Origin of the sequence: Psychroflexus torquis ATCC 700755 (assembly GCF_000153485.2) — a bacterium.
Classification (GTDB): Bacteria; Bacteroidota; Bacteroidia; order Flavobacteriales; family Flavobacteriaceae; genus Psychroflexus; species Psychroflexus torquis.
In genome coordinates this window covers 2,377,141-2,393,488 of record NC_018721.1, presented here as the reverse complement: position 1 = coordinate 2,393,488, position 16,348 = coordinate 2,377,141, and the positions used below count along the sequence as shown (strand labels likewise).

The window sequence follows — 16,348 nt, the reverse complement described above, 5'->3', positions numbered from 1 at the left end:
TCGAGAACGCTTCAGTTAAAAAGAACATCTCTATAAATCCTGCCGAAAACGTCGGAATACTCGATGGGACAAATCGACTTAATATCAGCTTTTTCAAAGCATTAAAATTTGACGATAATAGCATATCAAAAATGTCAGTTCGAGTGGTTTCAATGAATTTTTGCTTAAAAAATCATTGAAATTGTATCGAGAACGCTTCAAATAACAAAAACCTCTCGATACATTAGAACTAGAAGTATCTAATTATTGTCAGTTCGAGTTTTTTACTTGACTGAATAGGAAAGAAAAAAGTATCGAGAAACAAATTTAAACATAAATTCAAAAGCCTTCAACAAAAAACAAGAATGCTCAGTCGTGATATTAATTTAAGTCCCGAAAATATCAAAACCAAAGCCCCAAATTATACAAACGCTTTTCAGAAAAAGCATCATTAACTAATGCTTCTAAATGCAATTGAAAAATATAAGATCAGAGCCAGCAAATCTTAGTAACAAAGACAAAAGCCCTTCATTTATAGAGGGGGCAGAGCCCTTGAAAGCTAAATAGAAATAAGGTTAGAACAATCACCTAGTTCAATTTTGGAAAAGCCATAATTTCAACTAAATTTACATTCAATAAAAATTGACTTTATGGCTTCCAAAAAACGACTTTTCCTTGTTGATGCATATGCGATGATTTTCCGCGGGTATTATGCCCTCATCAAAAACCCAAGAATCAACTCCAAAGGACAGGATACTTCTGCCATTATGGGATTTATGAATTCCCTTTTTGACGTCATAAAGCGAGAAAATCCCGATCATTTGGCAGTTTGCTTTGATAAAGACGGAAGCAAAGATCGAAAAGAAATGTATGTAGAGTACAAAGCCAATAGAGATGCAACCCCAACCGTTATCAAAGACTCCATCCCTATTATACAGGATATTCTCCACGCTATGGAAATTCCTGTCGTAGAAATCTCGGGTATGGAAGCCGATGATATTATTGGGACACTAGCTATACAAGCGGAAAAGCAAAACTATGAAGTCCATATGGTTACTCCAGACAAGGATTTCGCTCAACTGGTTACTGAGAATATATTTATGCAACGCCCTGCAAGAATGGGGAACGGAGTAGAAAAATGGGGCATACCAGAAGTCCAGAAAAAGTTTGGAGTAGAACGTCCAGAACAAGTCATCGATTTCTTGGGTATGATGGGAGATGCTGCGGATAATATCCCAGGCTTACCTGGAGTAGGTGAAAAGACCGCTAAGAAATTTCTACAGCAATTTGGTTCCATGGAAGTACTCTTGGAAAACACAGATCAGCTGAAGGGAAAGATGAAAGAGAAAATAGAAAAAAATGCAGAATTAGGACGCTTATCTAAAAGACTAGCTACGATCATTACTGACTGTGACGTCACTTTCGACGAGGTGAAGTATGAAGTTTCTCCACCAAATGTTGAGAAAGTCTTAGACATCTTTAAAGAGTTAGAATTTAGAAGATTGACAGAGCAGTTTGTAAAAATGTACAACAAAGGAGAAGCTATCGTAGAAAAGCCCTCTCAAAACACATCAAGCTCTCCCCAAACTGCTGGAGCTGGACAATTTTCTCTTTTTGGAAACGATACCGATGTTTCCAATATTGAACCTAGTCATTTTGATGGATACAAAACCTTAAAAAGCACAGACCACCATTATCAGTATGTAAAAGGAGGTCTCTCCCTAAAGCTCTTTATAGAAATACTAATGAAGCAAAACTCGGTGTGTTTCGATACAGAAACTACCAGTTTAAAAACTCTAGATGCCGAATTAGTGGGAATTGCTTTTTCTTGGGAGAGCCATAAAGGCTTTTATGTGGCCTTTCCGGAGGATCAAAACGAAGCACAAGAATTAGTAGAAAAGTTGAGACCATTTTTTGAATCTACAGAGATCGAAAAAGTAGGTCAAAACTTAAAGTATGACATTAAAGTATTGGCCAATTATAAACTTAAAGTAAAAGGACCGTTGTTTGATACGATGCTTGCGCATTACATCATCAACCCAGATATGCGGCACAATATGAATATCTTGGCAGAAACTTACCTCAACTATTCTCCACAACCTATTGAAGACCTCATCGGTAAAAAAGGTAAAAGACAAAAGACTATGCGAACAGTAAGTTTGGAAGACCAAACCCAATATGCTGTAGAAGATGCCGACATTACCTTTCAACTCAAAACTTACTTTGAAAAAGAATTAAAAGAAGCCTCCAACGAGCCTTTGTTTAAAGATATGGAGATTCCCTTATTACGGGTCTTGGCAGCTATGGAAATTGAAGGTATCAACCTCGATAAATCAGCTTTAGAAAACATTTCAGAAAAGCTAGATGAGGACATTGAACGCCTGGAGAAGTCAGTATATGTGGAAGCGGAAGGAGAATTTAATATAGGATCCCCAAAACAATTGGGCGAGATCCTATTTGGCAAATTGGAAATTGCAAAAAAACCTAAAAAAACTAAATCTGGTCAATACTCCACTGGAGAAGAGGTCTTGTCTAATTATGCAAAAGATCATAAAATAGTACGCGAGGTTTTAGAATGGAGGCAACTCTCTAAACTCAAAAGCACCTATGTAGACGCTTTACCAAAACAAATTCACCCAAGAACCAAGCGCGTCCATACCGAGTTTATGCAAACCGTAGCAGCAACTGGTCGTTTGAGCTCCAATAACCCTAATCTTCAAAATATCCCCATTCGCACAGAACGTGGACGTGAAGTAAGAAAAGCATTTGTCCCTAGAGATGAGAATTATGTGTTGCTCGCTGCCGATTATTCCCAAATAGAACTTAGAATTATAGCAGCCTTGAGTCAGGAAAAAACGATGATGAATGCTTTTAAAAATGGAGAAGATATTCACGCCTCAACTGCGGCAAGAGTATTTGGTGTGGATATAGAGGAAGTGACCAGAGCGCAGAGAAGCAATGCTAAAACTGTCAACTTTGGAATTATATATGGAGTGTCTGCTTTTGGATTGAGCAATCAAACTGACTTGACTAGAAACGAATCTAAGGAGCTGATAGAGACTTACTATAAAACCTATCCTAAGTTGAGAGACTATATGGATGAGCAAGTGGAATTCGCAAAGGAGCATGGTTACGTCAAAACAGTCATGGGTAGGCGGCGTTACCTCAAAGACATCAATGCTAAAAACCATATAGTGCGAAGTGCCGCAGAACGCAACGCGGTGAACGCCCCTATCCAAGGAAGCGCTGCAGACATTATAAAGGTTGCGATGATAAACATTTATGACGCTTTAGAAGAACAGAATTTTAAATCCAAAATGCTCCTGCAAGTCCATGATGAATTGATTTTTGATGCTCACAAAGACGAAATCGATGCCTTAACAGCACTGGTTAAAGACAAGATGGAAAATGCCTTTAAACTGGATGTCCCCCTAGATGTGGAGATGGGTACAGGACAAAACTGGCTGGAAGCTCATTAAAATAAAATACCACGAGGCCTAGCCATCGGGGTATCTGAATTCTATCTTAATTGATCATATTTTGTCAACCTGAACTCGTTTCAGATTCTTGATTGAATTTTAGATAGGTATAAATTAGATTCTGAAACCATCCGACTTGTTATAAAAGTCGGACTTGTCCAGAATGATAAAATATATAGATTTTAGGGCAATGCCTACCCCACAATATTAACGATCTTACCGGGCACGATAATCACTTTTTTAGGAGTGCGCCCGTCCAGTTGTTTCTGTGTGCGCTCATCGGCCATTACTATTTTTTCGATCTCATCTTTGCTTAAGTCCAAAGACAATTCTAGTGTAAACCTCATCTTTCCATTAAAAGAAATAGGATACGTTTTAGAATCTTCTTTCAAGTAGTGTTCTTCAAAAACAGGATAATCCACTTCAGAAATACTAGTGGTGTTGCCTAAAAGTTCCCATAACTCTTCAGCGATATGAGGAGCATATGGTGAAATCAATACTGCTAGAGGTTCTAAGACCTCTCGAGACTTACAATTTTGCTGAGTCAACTCATTCACGCAAATCATAAACGTAGAGACTGACGTGTTGAAGCTAAACTCTTCGATATCTTGAGTGACTTTCTTAATGGTCTTATGCAGAATTTTTAAAGATTCCTTCGAAGCAGGTTCATCAGAAACGACGAAATCCTGTTTTCCCTCTTGGAGTGAATTAGAGGTAAAATACAATTTCCAAAGTTTTTTTAAGAAATTATGCACCCCAGACAGTCCAGCAGTACTCCAGGGCTTTGCTTGTTCAAGTGGTCCTAAAAACATTTCGTAGAGTCTCAAACTGTCGGCTCCAAAGTCTTCACAGATATCATCTGGATTGACCACATTGAATTTGGATTTTGACATTTTTTCGACTTCTCGAGCTACAATAAATGAATCCCCTCCCGACCTCCCCGAAGGGGAGGAGATTGGGTCGTAAAGCTCTCCGTTTTTTAAAATGAATTCAGCTTCACTAAATTCTGAACGCCAATTTTTTAAACCTTCAATATCTAATTCATTAGACGAGTTGACTAATGAGACGTCAACGTGGATTGGTGTAATAGTTGTAAGGTTTAATGATGAAATATAAAATTCATTACTTCCAATTAAATCTATATAATATTGTAATAGTTCTTTCTTTACTAATTCTTCAATCTCTAAATCACTAAGAGATTTTTTTAGATCACTTGATAAGAATACGGGTTTTATTGCAAAGGATTTTTTTGTTGAAGTCGAATTATCTTTTGAATGCCAAGAGAAATCTGGTTCATAATTGACTCTATAAACAAAAGCACTCTCCCCTAAGATCATTCCTTGATTAATCAATTTTTTAAAAGGCTCGTCTACTGGAAGTACTCCTTTGTCGTTTAGGAATTTGGTCCAGAATCTAGAATATAACAAATGCCCAGTGGCGTGCTCGCTCCCTCCAATATACAAGTCAACATTGTTCCAATAGTCTAAGTTCTCTTTGGAAGCGATGTGTTGATCGCGGTTTTCGGTTTCCATATAGTGAAACAAGTACCAAGAACTTCCTGCCCATCCAGGCATGGTGTTCAATTCCAATGGAAATACTGTTTTATGATCTATCTTGGCGTTTGAGACCACTTGATTCTGCTCAGTATCCCAAGCCCAGTCTTGTGCTCTTCCCAAAGGTGGAGCTCCATCTTCTGTAGGAAGGTATTTTTCGACCTCAGGCAATTCTAAAGGCAAGTATTTGCTCTCTATCATTTTTGGTAAGCCATTGATGTAATAGACAGGAAAAGGCTCTCCCCAATACCGCTGTCTAGAAAAGACGGCGTCTCTTAGTCTATAATTTATCTTTTCAGCCCCTTGGCCCATGTTGGCCAGAGCTTCAATCGCTTTGGGGATCGCTTCCAAAACGCCCAGACCATTCAGAAAGTCAGAATTAGCGATTTTTGTCGCATTAGATTTATCTGTGTAGGCTTCTTTAGAAACATCAATGCCTTCAAACACGTTGGGAATAGGAATTCCGAAATGTTGAGCAAAATCATGATCCCGTTGGTCACCACAAGGGACAGCCATAACAGCTCCTGTGCCATAACCTGCTAGGACATAATCTCCAATCCAAATTTGAAGGGGTTCTTTAGTAAGAGGATGCTCGGCATAAGCCCCGGTAAAAACACCAGAAATGGTTTTAACATCTGCCATACGTTCTCTCTCGCTTCGCTTTGCGGAAGCTTTTACATAAGCCTCTACTTCTTCTTTTTGCTCAGGAGTTGTTATTTTAGATACCAAATCATGCTCAGGAGCTAAGGTGATGAAAGAAACACCATAAATAGTATCAGGTCGGGTGGTGAAGGTCTCAATCCTCTCCCCCTGCCCCTCTCCCAAGGAAAGGGGTTTAACTTTACTCTCTTCAGATGGCTTCGCCATCTTATCATAGGAAGGTAATTGATCAAGTTTGGTTTTGATTTGATCGAGAACTTCATCTATATTTCCAATGACTTCTTCGTTTTTAAATCGAATAACTTCAAAGCCTTTTTTATTTAAAAATTGTGTTCGTTCTTCGTCATAGGCTTTGGTTTCATTATGATATTCTCCATCGACTTCAACGACCAAAGATTTTGATAAACAGACAAAGTCTGTAATATAATCTCCGATTAAATGTTGCTGTCGAAACTTATATCCCGATAACTTTTTAGCTCGAAGTTGTATCCAAAGTGTTTTTTCAGCCTCAGTTGGTTGATTTCTATTTTCTTTTGCCTTTTCAATAAGGGTGTGAGCATTATTTCCACCTGTCATGTAGCCTGGCTTAGTGTTCTCTTCCCCTTTGGGGAAGGACAGGATGGGGAATTCAAGTTGCGCTCCCACCGATTTTCCAATCCAGTTGCGTTGGGTTTCTTTTAGGCTTTCGCTCCAGTCTAAATCTTCAAGTCCACTAAGTAGACGATCTGCAAACGCAGAAATACGCATGCTCCACTGCTTCATCTTTTTTCTGGACACAGGATGTCCTCCTCGTTCTGAAACCCCCTTCACAATTTCATCATTGGCCAAGACCGTACCTAGGGCTGGACACCAATTGACTTCAGTTTCAGCAAGATAAGTTAAGCGGTAATTGAGTAGCAGTTCTTCTTTTTGGTCATCGGTAAAAGCTGACCATTCTAATGCGGAAAATGAAGTTGTGTTATCATCTGCCACTGCGTCCACATTCGTATTTCCCTCTTTTTCGAAAATATTGACTAATTCTGGTATAGACTTGGATTTTTGAGCTTTGGCATCATACCAGCTTTCAAAGAGTTGAATAAATATCCACTGGGTCCATTTATAATAATCTGGATTACTGGTACGGACTTCCCGACTCCAATCGAAAGAAAATCCGATTTTATCGAGTTGTTTACGATACCCTTTAATTATATTCCTTTGATAATTCTCTTCATCAACACTCGTTTCCTTAGATTTATCGATAAGAGCTGAATTCTTAATCTTGCCATTATCTTTTACATATTTGTCTAATATTTTCCCTTTGTTATCTAAACACCCTTCAATATTAATTTCAGTTGTTGATGATGGATGTTGACCAGTTTGAATAGCATACTGCTCTGCAGGAAGCCCAAAAGAATCATAACCTTGTGGGTGCAGCACATTAAACCCTTTATGTCTTTTGTAGCGGGCATAGATGTCGCTGGCAATATACCCTAGCGGGTGGCCAACATGAAGTCCTGCTCCAGACGGATAAGGAAACATATCCAACACATAAAATGGAGGTTTAGGGTCTCCTTCAAACTCCTGAGGTTGTTTCGCTCTAAAGGTTTGGTCTTTCGCCCAACGCTTCTGCCATTTGGTTTCTATTGCTTTAAAATCGTATGCCATAATAAGTTACTTATTTCGAAATGGCAAAACTAATATATATGGCTTTAACTCCTCACCGAGATTGGAATTAAAACTCAAAAGTTAAAGCATGAGTTGATTTGGAAAGTGCTAAAATTTATAGCCGATATTGAAGTCGCTTGGAGCTAGGAATTCATTTGGATTATTTCCTAAGATTTCTTCCTACACCAATTTGAGTTGAAATGTAAATCCACTTGAGTTTATCTATTTAGAACCAACAGCAAATCCAACAGCTACATCAAAAATGTATGGTGTTCTTCAACTCTATTTCCTTGTTGATTGACATAAAAGACGTCTACCTCTCCAATGTGTGAATATGTAAATACTTCAACGAAAAAGCCATGGCCTTTGAATTCTGAATTTTGCCAAAGTAAAAACAGTAGTATAGATGAATGCCAAATTTTTCATAATCAATAGAATTATCAAAATTTGCAAGAAGGGAAACTCCATAACCAAAAGTCTGGAAATTGATATATTCCTAGCTCGCATCTAAAAATCCAGCAGCAAGACGCTTGATAGTCCCCAGTCTAAGTTTATGGATTTTTTCATAATTGTTTTTGGTAATAAACTCTGCTTTTGGGGAGTCTCCATGTTTTGCGAAAAAGAAAATATAAGAAATAGCACTAGTGCTAGACAGATTTCATCAGTATTCAAGTCAGTTAGTTGTTGCTGAAATAGTTGGAATTCGCATTCAGTACTTCTTGATATTAAGCTTATTTGCGCTCCCGATAGCAGAGGAAACCCCGCAAAGGCTGGGCGCTATAGGTCGAGTGTATAGCGCTTGACCAAAGGAAAAGCCGCTATACGCTCAAGACCTAAAAGCAAAGCCTGCGGAGTTAAAACGAATAGCGGGATAAAGCGCCCATAAAATTAATCTGAGGGATAGCCGTTATCATCTTATAGTTTTATATTTTTACCAAAAATTATCAAGTGGCCTCTTCCTTTGAAAAATACCAAAAACGACGATTGATTACCTCCTACTTTTCGGTGGTGATCAGTATTGCTTTGGTTTTATTTTTGGTGGGTTTGCTAGCGCTTTTGGTCTTGAATACCAAAAAAGTAGCAGATAATCTCAAAGAGCAAATCGCCTTAACGGTCTACTTAAAAGACACCGCCAAGGAGGTTGAAATAGACCAAATGCAGAAGTCTTTGGCCTTAGCAGAATACTCTAAAACCATAGTATTTGTCTCCAAAGAAGAAGCTGCAAAGGCTTACAGTGAGGAGATTGGAGAAGATTTCATGGAATTTCTGGGGTATAATCCTTTACAAAATTCTATCGATGTTTATTTTAATGCCGATTATGTCTCGGAAACGCAGATTGCAGAAATTTCTAGAGATCTAGGGGATAAGGAATTTGTAGACGAAATCGTTTATGATAAGCCGCTCATTGCCCTGTTGAATGATAACATTAAGCGATTGAGTTTTTGGATTTTAATAGTGAGTGGTTTACTCACATTTATTGCTGTTCTATTGATCAACAGCTCTATTCGTTTATCGGTTTATGCTAAGCGATTTACTATTAAAACCATGCAAATGGTGGGAGCTACCAAGCACTTTATTCGACGGCCGTTTATCTTGAAAAGTATAAAACTAGGTTTAATAGGCTCTACTATTTCGTTAATAGGAATGGGAGTTGTGTTGTATTATCTGAATAAAAGTTTTCCTGAGTTAAACCTAATTAGTGATGAAATTCTACTGGCTGCTATTTTTGTTGGTGTTTTAATCATGGGGATCTTAATTTCTTGGTTAAGTACCTTTTTTGCTACTCAGCGATTTTTAAATTTAAAAACTGACGAATTGTATTATTAATATGGGAGAAAGCAAACGTAAAAAAGAAGCTAAAGAAAGCGAAAAGTTAATTTTCGAAAAAGAGAATTATAAATTTATGATCATTGGATTAGCGGTGATTGCTGTTGGATTTATTCTGATGGCTGGCGGCGGTAGTGATGACCCCAATGTGTTTAATCCAGACATCTTTAGCTGGAGACGAATTCGCCTCGCCCCTACTGTGATTTTAATTGGCTTTGCTATAGAAGTGTATGCCATTCTACTCAAGCCAAAGTCTGCTAAATAATGGATGTATGGGATGCGAGTATCCTTGGAATTATCCAAGGACTAACAGAATTTTTACCAGTATCGTCTAGTGGTCATTTAGAGATAGGCAAAGCGATTTTAGGGAACAATAGTCTTCCAAAAGAATCTTTATTGCTTACCGTGATTCTTCATTTTGCAACGGCACTGAGCACTATCGTCATATTCAGAAAAGATATTGTTGAGATCTTCAAAGGTTTATTTTCGTTCCGATGGAATGAGGAAACTCGCTTTTCTTTAAAGATTATCATCTCGATGATTCCCGCGGCCCTTGTTGGGTTTTTTTTTGAATCTCAAATGGAAATGCTCTTTGGTGGAAACCTAATTTTGGTAGGATTTATGCTTATCGTGACTTCATTGCTACTTTGGTTAACCGATAAATCCAAGGCTATTTTAAAACCAGTTTCCTATACGAATTCCTTTGTGATTGGTGTGGCACAAGCTATTGCTATCTTACCAGGAATCTCGAGAAGTGGGGCGACTATTGCTACTTCTGTGCTTCTTGGTAATGAAAAGTCCAAGGCCGCAAGATTTTCTTTTTTAATGGTGATTCCTCTTATTTTTGGAAAAATTTTGAAGGATGTTACCAGTGGTGATATTTCTATAGACGAAGCTAATATGGTGAGCTATGGAGTAGGATTTGTAGCTGCTTTTATTTCTGGATTGTTAGCTTGCACCTGGATGATTTCGATTGTGAAACGCAGTAAATTGAGATACTTTGCTATCTACTGTTTTGTAGTTGGTGTTGGCTCAATTATTTTTACTCAACTGAATGGATAATTTAACTTTAGACGGAATAAAAGAAGGGCAGATTTTGCTTTTTGATAAACCTTTGCATTGGACCTCTTTCCAAGTGGTGAATAAGGTGAGATGGCTTATCAAACAAAAATTTGACCTTAAGAAACTCAAGGTAGGACATGCAGGGACCTTAGATCCATTGGCAACCGGTTTAGTTATTTTATGTACGGGCAAGGCTACAAAAACCATCGAATCTTTGATGGGACAAACCAAAATTTACACTGGCGAATTTACAGTTGGCGCTACGACTCCTTCCTACGATATGGAGACAGAAGTGGATAAGACTTTTGAAACCTCTCATATTACTACTGAGCTTATCCAAAATACCTTGCCTCAATTTAGAGGAGAAATCATGCAACGCCCCCCGATTTTTTCAGCCTTAAAAAAAGAGGGAAAGCGTTTATATGAATATGCCAGAAAAGGAGAAAGCGTTGATATTCCTAAACGTCAAGTAAATATTGACAGTTTTGATATTATCCAAAACAACTTCCCTAAACTCAACTTTAAAATCCAATGTAGCAAAGGCACTTATATTCGTAGTTTGGCCTATGACTTTGGTGAAGCCTTAAATTCTGGGGCTTACCTCTCTGAATTACGTCGAACTCAAATTGGAGATTATAATGTTAAGAAAGCCCTTAGCATTGAAGATTTTGAGAAGCTTATAGAGGATTAGTCAGTTGCCTTTAAGCAATTCACAAGATCCTCTGCGATATTTTTCCCCTTATCTTGGTTGTACCATTTCTGAAGAGTGATTTTAAATTCATCTCTCAGTTTTCCATATTCGGCTTTTTCTTTAGCAACCAAATCGGCAGCCTCCTTTGGTCTTGGTCCCCAAATAAATAAAAGATCATTTTCTTCAGCATTAAAAGAAACCAGCTTAGGTATAGACTTGCCGCCATTAGTTAAAAATTGGCTCATAAGTTCATCATTCTCGTCTCTTAAAATCAGTTTGAAGGTGATGAGCGGATTTATATCTGCTATTTTATTCATGATTGGTATGACAGGAGCGGCATCACCGCACCAGCCTTCTGTAATGACAAGCCAAGTTTGCTTTTTAGTTACCTTTTGGATAGCTTCAATTTGTTCTGCTGTTAATTCTGAAGTTTTTTCCCAACGATTCATTCGGCTAAAGCCTAGTTTAGAGTAATTGAGATACGACTCATTTTGAGTAAATCCTGTCGATTTATCTTCTTTCAACAAATCACCTACAAGTTGTTTATATTCTGAATAAGTAAGTGCTTTATCTAAGTGTTTTTTTATACTTTCAAGTTGTGTTTGTTCGTTCATGTGTGTTTTTTTTAAACAGTCGAAATATATTAAAATTATTACAATGGCAAAGGTAAGGTGTGAGTGGTGTATTGGTCAAGAAATTTATGAAAAGTATCATGATGAAGAGTGGGGAGAGCCCGTTTACGAAGATCAACACCTATATGAGTTGCTCTTATTGGAAAGCTTTCAAGCTGGTTTAAATTGGTTGACTATTCTAAAGAAGAGAGAGCAGTTCAGGGAGGCTTTTGATCAATTTGATTATCAAAAAATCTCTAAGTACACCAATGAAGACGTTTCCAGATTACTCAACAACGAAAAGATTATAAGACATAGAGGTAAAATTGAAGCTAGTATTACCAATGCGAAAGGCTTTATAAAGATTCAAGACGAATACGACTCGTTTTCTAAATACATATGGAAGTATGTGAATAAAGAGCCTATATTAAATTCATTTTCAAAATTAAACCAAGTTCCTTCACAAACTGAATTGAGTCAAAACATCTCGGAAGACTTAAGGAAACGAGGATTTAAATTTTTAGGGCCTACGACGATTTATGCTTTTATGCAGGCTTCTGGAATGGTTAACGATCACTTAACCTATTGTTTTAAGCATAAAAAAAGTGTCTAATTTGCATTAGACACTTTATATAATTAAAATTAATTCTTCTAGTTACTTACCACTTGAGTTCCTTCTTCAACGAAGGTTTTCACTTGGACGATTTTATTTTCATCGTAATCTACGATTGAAAGTTTACCATTATTCCAAAACATCCATTGTCCAACTTTTTTACCGTTTTTATAATTTGCTTTGGCAAGATTATTTCCTTCTCTATCAAAAGATTCCCACTCACCATGAAGTTTATCATTTTTGATATATCCCATTTGATGCAATTCTCCACTTTCATAGAACATAGTTACTTTCTGTAAATCTCCAACTTTTTCTGTCTTCACTAGGTCTTTATCAATTTGAGCAAAAAGTGTAAAACTCATTAAAAAAACCATTACAAAGGTGCTAAATGCTTTCATATCTCTTTTATTTAGATTCAAATATACATATAATTTACATTTAAAACACATTTGGTTAACATTAGTTTTACAAAGCCTCTTAAATATCCCGTGCATAGGGCGATTCACTTTTAAAATAAAACAAGCATACAGTGTTTAAGTATGTCTAAAAATTTCCTCGACATCCTCTTTATTAAGACCGTTAACTTGTTATTTTTGCAAATCCTGCAATAAACCACAAAACATGTATAGAGATCACAATAACAGCGAGTTAAACATAGAGTCTTTAAATAAAAAAGTTACTTTATCTGGCTGGGTACAAAAGATAAGAGACAAAGGATTCATCATCTGGGTAGATTTACGAGACCGATATGGCCTTACTCAGTTGGTTTTTGATTCTGATCGTACGCCTAAGGATATCATGGAAAAAGCTAAAAGTTTAGGCCGCGAGTTCGTTATACAGGCAGAAGGAACGGTTATAGAAAGAATATCTAAAAATAAATCCATCACTACTGGAGATATTGAAGTGTTGGTCGAAAAACTTACCATTCTCAATATTTCTGAAACCCCTCCCTTTACAATTGAGGATGAAACTGATGGTGGAGAGGATTTAAGGATGAGATATCGGTATCTAGATATCCGAAGAAACCCTGTTAAGAATAAGCTTATCTTCAGAAGTAAAGTCTCCATGGCTGTTAGAAATTACTTGACACAAAAAGAGTTTATAGAAGTTGAAACTCCATACCTCATCAAATCGACCCCCGAAGGCGCTAGAGATTTTGTGGTCCCTAGCCGTATGAATGCTGGTCAATTTTATGCCTTACCACAATCTCCACAAACGTTTAAACAACTCCTTATGGTTGGAGGATTAGATAAGTATTTTCAAATTGTTAAGTGTTTTAGAGATGAGGATTTACGCGCAGACCGACAACCGGAATTCACACAAATCGACTGCGAAATGACTTTTGTTGAGCAGGAAGATATTCTCAATACCTTTGAAGGCCTAACTAAGTATTTACTTAAGGAAATAAACGGTGTAGAGGTCAAGGATTTTCCTCGTATAACTTATGATGAAGCTATGCAAACTTACGGGAACGATAAGCCAGACATTAGGTTTGGGATGAAGTTTGGCGAGCTTAACGCTATTGCTCAGCATAAAGACTTCAAGGTTTTTAATGAAGCTGAACTCGTCGTGGGTATTGCTATTCCAGGAGCTGCAAGCTATTCTAGAAAAGACATCGACAAGCTCATCGAGTGGATGAAGCGCCCACAAGTTGGTGCAAAAGGAATGGTTTACGTAAAATGCAATGAGGATGGAAGTTTAAAATCATCTGTCGATAAATTTTATGATGAATCTGATTTAAAAGCGTGGGTAGAAAAAACTGGAGCTCAACCTGGCGACCTTATTTGTATTCTTTCTGGTAAAGCTAACGCTACCCGTGGACAACTAAGCGCTTTACGAATGGAAATGGGTAATAGATTGGGCTTGAGAAAACCTAAAGAATTTGCGCCACTATGGGTTGTCGATTTTCCTTTATTAGAATGGGACGAAGCTACACAGCGCTTCCATGCTATGCACCACCCATTTACTTCACCAAAAGAAGGACAACTTGAATTGCTAGCCACAGATCCTGGAGCAGTAAAGGCTAATGCTTATGATCTGGTTTTAAATGGAAATGAGATTGGCGGAGGGTCCATAAGAATTCACGATCAAAAAACACAATCCATGATGTTTGATTATCTTGGGTTTACTAAAGAAGAAGCAGAAGCTCAATTTGGGTTTTTGATGAAAGCCTTTACTTACGGCGCACCCCCTCACGGTGGTATTGCCTTTGGCTTGGATCGACTTGTAGCGATTCTCGGTGGACAGGAAAGCATTAGAGACTATATCGCTTTTCCGAAAAATAATTCTGGAAGGGATATTATGATTGATGCACCAGCAGAGCTAAGTGCTGATCAATTGAAAGAGCTTCACATTAAAAAGCTCTCCTGACGCTGATGTCTTTATAGGTGATTAAATAATATAACACTAATTTAAAACAGTGCTTTTAAAATGAGGCCTTTTAAACAACTCCCTTCTTTACAACGTTTTTTGGTTTGGAAAACCAAGCATTTGACAGATCATCAATTTACACTTATTTTGAGTGCTTTGATAGGTTTTACTGCGGGTCTTGGGGCTGTTGTTATTAAAAATCTCACGCATTTTATTCAGAGTTTACTAGAAAAAGAGTTCATCGTAAATTATCATCATGCCTTTTATTTCGTCTTTCCAGTTATAGGGTTTGCTTTGGTCTATTTTATCATTAAAAAAATTATACGTAGGCCAATTGGGCACGGCATACCCTCTACCTTGTATGCTATTTCTAAGAAAAAAGGGATTATGAAGCGTTTTCAGATGTACGCTTCATTAATCACAGCCCCTATTACTGTTGGTTTTGGAGGTTCTGTAGGATTAGAAGGTCCTACAATTGCAACAGGAGCTTCTTTAGGCTCTAATATTTCAAGGCTATTTCGCATGAATCAAAATATGCGAACCCTCCTTATCGGTTGTGCTGCCGCTGGTGCTATGTCCTCCATTTTTAAAGCACCAATCGCGGCGATTATATTTGCTATTGAAGTTTTTAGCCTAGATTTAACTTTGGTAAGTATGTTACCTCTTTTGATGGCTTCTATTTCTGCCATTTTAACCTCCTATTTTTTCTTTGGATCCAGCACAATTATTCCTTTTGTACTTCAAAATAATTTTACAATTTCTGAGGTTCCTTTTTACATAGTATTAGGTTGTATATGTGCTTTTGGATCTATATATTTTACAAATATTTATTTTAGGATACACAAGATTTTTTCTTCGATTAAAAACACTTTTCTACGGATTCTTCTAGCGGGAACTAGCCTAGGAGTACTGCTTTATTTTATACCTCCACTCTATGGTGAAGGTTATGGTGTCATCAATCATTTGCTTTCAGAAAACTATCAAGAAGCCTTACAAACGAACTTTTTCAATGAGTTTCTTGATAATATTTGGGTTGTGATCTTACTTTTAGCAGGCTTAGTTATCTTCAAAATAGTAGCTACATCATTAACATTTGTTGCTGGTGGGGTAGGTGGTATCTTTGCTCCTGTTCTTTTTATGGGAAGCGCTTTAGGGCATTGTTTCGCTTTAATAGTCAATCACTTAGACTTTTTAAACAAACCCATTTCAACGGGTAGTTTTACAATGGTTGGCATGGCAGGTATGATGGCGGGTGTACTGCACGCGCCTTTAACAGCCATCTTTCTTATTGCCGAACTCACCGGTGGATATCAACTTTTTGTGCCTTTAATGATCACTGCTTTGATTTCATATTTAATCACACAATCATTTCAACCCCACTCTGTTTATACAATGGAATTGGCTAAACGCGGCGAACTTCTAACACATGATAAGGATAAAAATGTGCTAACTTTAATGGATATTCAACACGTTGTAGAGGATAATTTTGAAGTCTTAGGCAATGAGATGAATCTTGGGCAAATAGTAAGTGAAGGTGTCGTAAAGTCCAAGCGAAATATCTTTCCTGTGGTGGATAAGGATTACTTATTTCAAGGGATCATCCTTTTGGATGATATACGAACAATCATGTTTGATAAAACCCTTTACGAAGAAATGAGAGTAAGTGACCTTATGCAAAACGCTCCAGATATCATAGATTTAAATGAATGCAAAATGAAAGATATCATGCAGAAATTTCAAGATACAGGAGCATGGAATCTCCCTGTGGTGAGGGATAAGAAATATGTTGGATTTATCTCAAAATCTAAATTGCTAACGGCCTACCGTCAAAAATTAATAGAAGTTACTGTTTAAAACAT

General features: G+C 37.3%; 11 protein-coding genes. 8 read left to right on the top strand and 3 right to left on the bottom strand.

The annotated features are described in order from the left end of the window. Positions 1-629: 629 nt before the first annotated feature. A complete protein-coding gene (gene polA / locus P700755_RS10195; RefSeq protein ID WP_015024588.1) occupies positions 630-3,458 on the top strand; it encodes a DNA polymerase I in 2,829 nt (942 codons plus the stop codon). 194 nt (positions 3,459-3,652) lie between these two features. On the opposite strand, the gene P700755_RS10190 is transcribed toward polA, so the two are convergent. Continuing rightward, a complete protein-coding gene (locus P700755_RS10190) occupies positions 3,653-7,315 on the bottom strand; it encodes a leucine--tRNA ligase (protein ID WP_015024587.1) in 3,663 nt (1,220 codons plus the stop codon). 948 nt (positions 7,316-8,263) lie between these two features. On the opposite strand from P700755_RS10190, the gene P700755_RS10185 reads away from it, so the two are divergent. Genes P700755_RS10185 through truB form a run of 4 tightly spaced genes read left to right on the top strand, consistent with a single transcriptional unit; the run spans position 8,264 to position 10,895 of the window. Continuing rightward, a complete protein-coding gene (locus P700755_RS10185; protein WP_015024586.1) occupies positions 8,264-9,142 on the top strand; it encodes a cell division protein FtsX in 879 nt (292 codons plus the stop codon). A gap of 1 nt (position 9,143) precedes the next feature. Continuing rightward, a complete protein-coding gene (locus tag P700755_RS10180; protein ID WP_015024585.1) occupies positions 9,144-9,407 on the top strand; it encodes a DUF3098 domain-containing protein in 264 nt (87 codons plus the stop codon). Then, complete coding sequence (locus P700755_RS10175; protein WP_015024584.1) at positions 9,407-10,204, top strand: undecaprenyl-diphosphate phosphatase; 798 nt, start codon at positions 9,407-9,409, stop codon at positions 10,202-10,204. Before P700755_RS10180 ends, P700755_RS10175 begins: the two co-directional genes overlap by 1 nt. Next, entirely contained in the window at positions 10,197-10,895 is a 699-nt protein-coding gene (gene truB / locus P700755_RS10170; RefSeq protein ID WP_015024583.1) for a tRNA pseudouridine(55) synthase TruB, read from the top strand. The genes P700755_RS10175 and truB overlap by 8 nt, the downstream gene beginning before the upstream one ends. On the opposite strand, the gene P700755_RS10165 is transcribed toward truB, so the two are convergent. Then, positions 10,892-11,509 (bottom strand): thioredoxin family protein, encoded by a 618-nt coding sequence (locus P700755_RS10165; protein WP_015024582.1) that lies wholly within the window; start codon positions 11,507-11,509, stop codon positions 10,892-10,894. The two genes, truB and P700755_RS10165, sit on opposite strands and share 4 nt — an antisense overlap. 43 nt (positions 11,510-11,552) lie before the next feature. Between P700755_RS10165 and P700755_RS10160 the strand changes: the two genes are divergently transcribed. Next, positions 11,553-12,119, top strand: coding sequence for a DNA-3-methyladenine glycosylase I (locus P700755_RS10160; RefSeq protein ID WP_015024581.1), 567 nt, complete (start codon positions 11,553-11,555; stop codon positions 12,117-12,119). Between the two features lie 38 nt (positions 12,120-12,157). Here P700755_RS10160 and P700755_RS10155 read toward each other — a convergent pair whose 3' ends face one another. After that, the gene (locus P700755_RS10155; RefSeq protein ID WP_015024580.1) at positions 12,158-12,517 is read right to left on the bottom strand and encodes a toxin-antitoxin system YwqK family antitoxin; all 360 of its coding nucleotides are present in this window, start codon (positions 12,515-12,517) and stop codon (positions 12,158-12,160) included. A 223-nt stretch (positions 12,518-12,740) separates the two neighbouring features. On the opposite strand from P700755_RS10155, the gene aspS reads away from it, so the two are divergent. After that, a complete protein-coding gene (aspS, locus tag P700755_RS10150) occupies positions 12,741-14,489 on the top strand; it encodes an aspartate--tRNA ligase (RefSeq protein ID WP_015024579.1) in 1,749 nt (582 codons plus the stop codon). A 60-nt stretch (positions 14,490-14,549) separates the two neighbouring features. Next, on the top strand, positions 14,550-16,343 hold the full coding sequence (locus tag P700755_RS10145; protein ID WP_015024578.1) for a chloride channel protein: 1,794 nt from the start codon (positions 14,550-14,552) through the stop codon (positions 16,341-16,343). Positions 16,344-16,348: the final 5 nt, after the last annotated feature.

Coding starts and splice junctions, on each gene's coding strand:
- P700755_RS10175 (WP_015024584.1), top strand. CDS start 9,407: ATGGATGTATGGGATGCGAGTATCCTTGGAATTATCCAAGGACTAACA.
- P700755_RS10165 (WP_015024582.1), bottom strand. CDS start 11,509: ATGAACGAACAAACACAACTTGAAAGTATAAAAAAACACTTAGATAAA.
- P700755_RS10190 (WP_015024587.1), bottom strand. CDS start 7,315: ATGGCATACGATTTTAAAGCAATAGAAACCAAATGGCAGAAGCGTTGG.
- aspS (WP_015024579.1), top strand. CDS start 12,741: ATGTATAGAGATCACAATAACAGCGAGTTAAACATAGAGTCTTTAAAT.
- polA (WP_015024588.1), top strand. CDS start 630: ATGGCTTCCAAAAAACGACTTTTCCTTGTTGATGCATATGCGATGATT.
- P700755_RS10155 (WP_015024580.1), bottom strand. CDS start 12,517: ATGAAAGCATTTAGCACCTTTGTAATGGTTTTTTTAATGAGTTTTACA.
- truB (WP_015024583.1), top strand. CDS start 10,197: ATGGATAATTTAACTTTAGACGGAATAAAAGAAGGGCAGATTTTGCTT.
- P700755_RS10145 (WP_015024578.1), top strand. CDS start 14,550: ATGAGGCCTTTTAAACAACTCCCTTCTTTACAACGTTTTTTGGTTTGG.
- P700755_RS10180 (WP_015024585.1), top strand. CDS start 9,144: ATGGGAGAAAGCAAACGTAAAAAAGAAGCTAAAGAAAGCGAAAAGTTA.
- P700755_RS10160 (WP_015024581.1), top strand. CDS start 11,553: ATGGCAAAGGTAAGGTGTGAGTGGTGTATTGGTCAAGAAATTTATGAA.